3 protein-coding genes are annotated in these 4,842 nt (G+C 61.1%); all 3 read right to left on the minus strand.

Translation table 11 applies throughout. From position 1 onward, the window contains the following. Positions 1-60 precede the first annotated feature (60 nt). A complete protein-coding gene (locus ACW9JC_RS28745; protein WP_457459272.1) occupies positions 61-2,193 on the minus strand; it encodes a TonB-dependent receptor in 2,133 nt (710 codons plus the stop codon). A 445-nt stretch (positions 2,194-2,638) separates the two neighbouring features. Next, the gene (locus ACW9JC_RS28750) at positions 2,639-3,598 is read right to left on the minus strand and encodes a D-isomer specific 2-hydroxyacid dehydrogenase family protein (RefSeq protein ID WP_457459274.1); all 960 of its coding nucleotides are present in this window, start codon (positions 3,596-3,598) and stop codon (positions 2,639-2,641) included. Continuing rightward, on the minus strand, positions 3,595-4,782 hold the full coding sequence (locus tag ACW9JC_RS28755) for an acyl-CoA dehydrogenase family protein (RefSeq protein ID WP_457459276.1): 1,188 nt from the start codon (positions 4,780-4,782) through the stop codon (positions 3,595-3,597). The genes ACW9JC_RS28750 and ACW9JC_RS28755 overlap by 4 nt, the downstream gene beginning before the upstream one ends. Positions 4,783-4,842: the final 60 nt, after the last annotated feature.

Consider the following 4,842-nt stretch of genomic DNA (forward strand, 5'->3'; position numbering starts at 1 on the left):
TTGAAAGGCAACATCAAAAGATCGCAGCCTGCGGCAGCTCCTACAGGGGGGATTTGGGAATCAGAGGTCGTAGCGCACGGATAACAAGAGGGTTCGCGGGTCGTTGATCGAGTAATAGCGGGCGCCGCTGGACGGCACGTAGCCGACCGATTGCGGGTAGGCGCGATCGAGCAGGTTTTTCACCGACAGCGTGGTGGTCCAGTGGCCGTCGCCGGAGATGTAGCGGGTGTTGGCGTTCCAGAAGGTTTGCTTGGGGATTTCCTGGATGTCGTCGTTCAGCGCGTTGGCGTAGGACTTGGTCTGGAACTGCGCGTCCGTGCCGACCAACCAGTCGCCGGGCAACCCGGCCGGAATCGTGTAGTTGAGGCCGACACTGGCGTTCCATTTCGGCGAGAACACCAACTGCTTGCCGTTGGCATCGACGCCGGCGCCGCTGGCGTTTTCGAAGTCGTCGTACTGGCTTTGCAGGTAGCCGATGTTGGCGGTCAGTTGCAGGTCGCGGGTCAGTGCGGTCAGGGTTTCCAGCTCGACGCCGTAGGTGTGCGCCTGGCCGACGTTGGTCCGCAGGCTGACACCCAGCGCAGGGTCATAGGCGTTGGTTTGCAGGTCGTCGTAGTCGTTGTAGAACAGCGCCAGGTTGGCACGCAGGCGACGGTCGAAGAAGTCACCCTTGAAGCCGGTTTCCCAGGTGGTCACGTCTTCCGGCGAGAAGGCCTGTTCGGCCGCCGCCTGGGTTGGCGCGCGGTTGTCGTAGCCACCGGCCTTGAAGCCCTTGGCGACGTAGGCGTACTGATTCAGGTGCGGGGTCCAGGCGTATTCGAAGCCGATTTTCGGGCTGGTGGATTGCCAGGACTTGCTTGAATCGGCACTGAAATTGGTGCCGGTGATCTGCCGCTCGGTGGTGATGGCGTAGTTGGTGTAGTCGAAGTTCTTGTGCTCGCGGGTAAAGCGCAGCCCGGCGATCAGCGACAGCTTTTGCGTGACCTTGTAACTGCCCTGGCCATACAGCGCGTAGCTTTCGGTGTTGGTCGTGCTGTACTGGCCCTGGCCGATCACCCGGTTGCGTGCGACGGAGTAGGTGAGGTTGTCGCGGTCGGCGTCGAAGGTTTCGCGGTACAGGTACAGGCCGGTGCTGAAACTGAAATCGTCGTAGTCACCGTTGAGTTGCAGTTCCTGGGTGGCGTAGTCCTGCTTGTAGAGAATGAGGTTGTTCTGGATCAGTGCCGCCTGACCCGAGTTGTCATAGTTCACAGGCTGATGGAACGCCGAATAGGCCGTCACCGACTTGATGTTCAGGTGATCGTCGATGGCATAGATGGCGCGCAGCACCGAGCTGCCTTGATCGAGACGGTTTTTCGGGTTGAGGCTGCTGTAGCTTTTGAATTTGTCGAAACGGCCGTTGGCGTCGAACGGTGTGTAGCTGGTGGTATCGCCACGGTCGAAGGTGCCGGCCAGGGTCAGTTGCACATCCCAGGGCGAATCATCCGGGTTGTAGCGCAGCTTGCCGCGATAGGACTGGATGTCGATGTTGTTCACATCCGAGTGACGTGTCGGGTCGGAGACGGTGCCGTCACGGGTCAGGCGAATCGCCGAGAAACTGCCGAACAGCGCGTTGTCCACCAGCGGGCCGCTGATCAGCAAACGGCCGTTCTGCGCGTTGTAGTCGCCGGCACCGAGTTCAAAGAAACCACGGGTTTCCTGGGTCGGATCGCGGGTGATCACGCGGATCGCACCGGCGCTGCTGTTGCGTCCATACAGCGTGCCCTGTGGGCCGCGCAGCACTTCGACGCGCTCGACGTCGTTGAAGTCGAGCATCGAGGAAATGGCCCGCGGGATGTACAGGTCATCGGCGTAGACCGCGACGGCCGACTCCTGGATCGGGTCGGTTTCACCGATGCCACGAATCCCGTAGGTCTGCGCGCTGTAGGAGATCGACTGGCGGCTGAGGGTCAGGTTCGGCACCTGCCCGGAGAGGTCGCGGATGCTTTTGATCTGCTTGTCTTCGAGGGCTTTTTCGTCGAACGCGGAAATCGCCAGCGGGGTCTTTTGCAGGTCTTCGCTGTAGTGTTCGGCGGTGACGGTGACGACGGGGAGGGCACCATCCTTGGTGTTTTCTTCGGCGTGAGCCGACAAGCCGAATATTGCCAGCGACACGGCCAGCGTCAGACGGTTTGAACGGAAAGTGTTGTGCATGGTGAACCCCGGATGTGGCGTTGGCGTTGTTGGTTTTTTTTCGGCAAAGCGTTGCCGGGGCCAGGGTTTGAGGACCGTGGCGGCGGTGGCTTGGCCGGTTTCTGGTTTGGGTGTTGCGGTTGACCGTGGAGTGGTGTCGGCCGGAAAAATCTGTCGTTCCGTGGGCCTCCACCTGGTCAGGGGTCGGTGATGGTTGTAACAATATTTATATAAGTAGCTGCTGTAAAAGTCCGATTAGTTATAAGTTAATTATAAAAAGTAGGCATTAAGTTAATAATTTAAATGCGCAAAGCTGATGTTATTTTTTGCGGGTACGCATAACCAATGTGGGAGCCAGCCTGCTGGCGATTGCGGTCTGTCAGCCAACATAAATGTTGAAACTGAAGGCCTCATCGCTAGCAGGCTAGCTCCCACAGGGGTTGTGTATGGGTGGGTGGGGTGAGGATCAATACCCGCGTTGCACGTTCGCCTGATTCTCCAGCGCCAGACCATTCAGGAAACGTTCAAGATTGGCCAGGAAACTGTCGGCGATCTCGTGGCGGCTGTTGCTGGAAATCGCCGAGGTGTGGGGTGACAAGCGCACTCGCGGATGGGCGTAGAGCGGATGACCGTCCGGCAAGGGTTCGGGTTCGGTGACGTCCAGCGAAGCCAGGCCGATGCGTCCGCTGTCCAGCGCTTCCAGCAACGCTCCATGGTCGAGCAGGCCGCCACGGGCGATGTTGATCAGGTGCAGGCCCGGTTTGGCGCTGGCGAGTACGGTGCTGTCGACGATATGCCGGGTCGCGTCGGTCAACGGCGCGGCCAGTACCAGATGATCGGAGCGCGCAAACAGCTCATGGATGTCCCGCACCGCTTCGACGCCTTCAACCTCGAACGGCGTCTGACTCTGACGCAGCGCCAGCACATTGATGCCGAGGGCGCGGGCCTTGGTCGCCAGGCTGCGGCCAATCGCACCAAAACCGAGAATCCCCAGCGTGGTGCCCTTGAGCGGCGTCAGCGCGGTGAAATTCCATTGCGCGTCATGCACCCAAATGTCCGGCAGGTGCTTGGCCGCGGCGAAGATCGCGGCCAGGGCGAACTCGGCGATGTTTTCCGCGGCGCTGCCCCGCGAAGTGCTCACTGGCGGGCCGTTGAACAGCCATTGCGGGTAGAAGTCGATGCCTGACGACACCACCTGAATCCATTGCAGCCCATAGGGCCAGCCCGGTGGTGGTGTGTCCGGTGCCTGATAGCCACGCACATTGATTGGCCGCGCGAGCAGGATGCTGACTTCCGCCGGCAGGTCGCTCGGCACACCGGCCGGCACGCCAATGACGCGGGCCTCGGGATGGGTTTGACTTAGGCGCTGGCGGATCACTTCGTTGAAGTCTTCATCCAGTTGGCTGGCGATGACGAACTGGCTCATGGGCGTTCCTTGATCTGGCGCTGGGCGAATACGGCTTTGCCGACGCCTTGCAGGATGGCGTCGTTTTGCGGGGTGTGGACGCGGCTGCACAGCACGTCGCGGTAATGCCGTTGCAGCGGGTTGTTACGTGACAGCCCCGGATTGCCGGAGGCCTCGATGGCCAGCTCGACGGCGCGAATCGCGTTGCCGGTCACCAGGTATTTCAGTTGCGCCGCGTTGCTGGCCGGGGTGTGGCCCTCGGCGGCGGCGTCGAGCAGGCTATGGTTGGCGAATAACAAGGTGTCGATGTGGCCGACGGTTTCCTGAAAGCGCGGCAGGGTCGACAACGCAGCGCCGAGGTTGGACGGCGCGCGGGTTTCCAGCCATTGCACCAGCCAGTCGCGGGCAGCCTGGGCGACACCGTCGTAGACCGATGACAGCAACACCGACATCCACAGAAAACCATCGCCATCGAGTTCGGCCTGCGGCGCGCTCCAGCGGCTGACGCTGACGGCGTGATCCAGCGGCACCAGCACGTTGTCGAACACCACCTCATGGCTGCACGTGGCACGCATGCCCAGATGGTCCCAATCCTCGATGATGCTGATGCCCGGCGTGTCCTTGTGCACCAGCCAGGCACCGACCAGCGGATCTTCATCGCTGCTGCGCGCCCAGACGCTGAACCAGCTCAGGCCGTGGCTGCCGGTGGAATAGATTTTGCGGCCGCTGATCCGCCAGCCTGCGGAAGTGCGTCTTGCGACGGTCGCCGGTAGACCGCCGCGCGCAGGCGTGCCGAGATCGGGCTCGACCCGCAAGGCGTTGATCAGCGCGCCATGCTCGACGGCGTCCCGGGCCACTTGCAGACGCAACGCTTCGGGCCAGTTTCGGTTGTCTTGCAAGCGCGAGTGTTGCAGGTATTGCATCACCAGGATCAACGCCGTCGAAGGCTCGCCTTTGGCGATTGCACTGATGGCTTTGCGCGCCTGTGTCAGGTTCGCGCCGCCACCGCCAAACGCTTTGGGCACGGTCAGCGCAACCAGATCGTGCTCATGGAGCAGCTTGAAATTGTCATGGGGAAAGGCACCACTTTCGTCATAAACGTGGGCAGTGGCGGCCAGCTGTTCGCTGATGCGATCAAGCAACGCCTCGAAGTTGGCCACTTCGACCGAGCGCAGTACGGCTGGCTGTTGGGATGAAAGACTCATGATGATTTCACTCGATCAAAAAGGGTGAGAGCCGGTAGTGAGCACAGCACAACCCCTGTA

This window comes from Pseudomonas sp. SDO5591_S426, assembly GCF_054070755.1.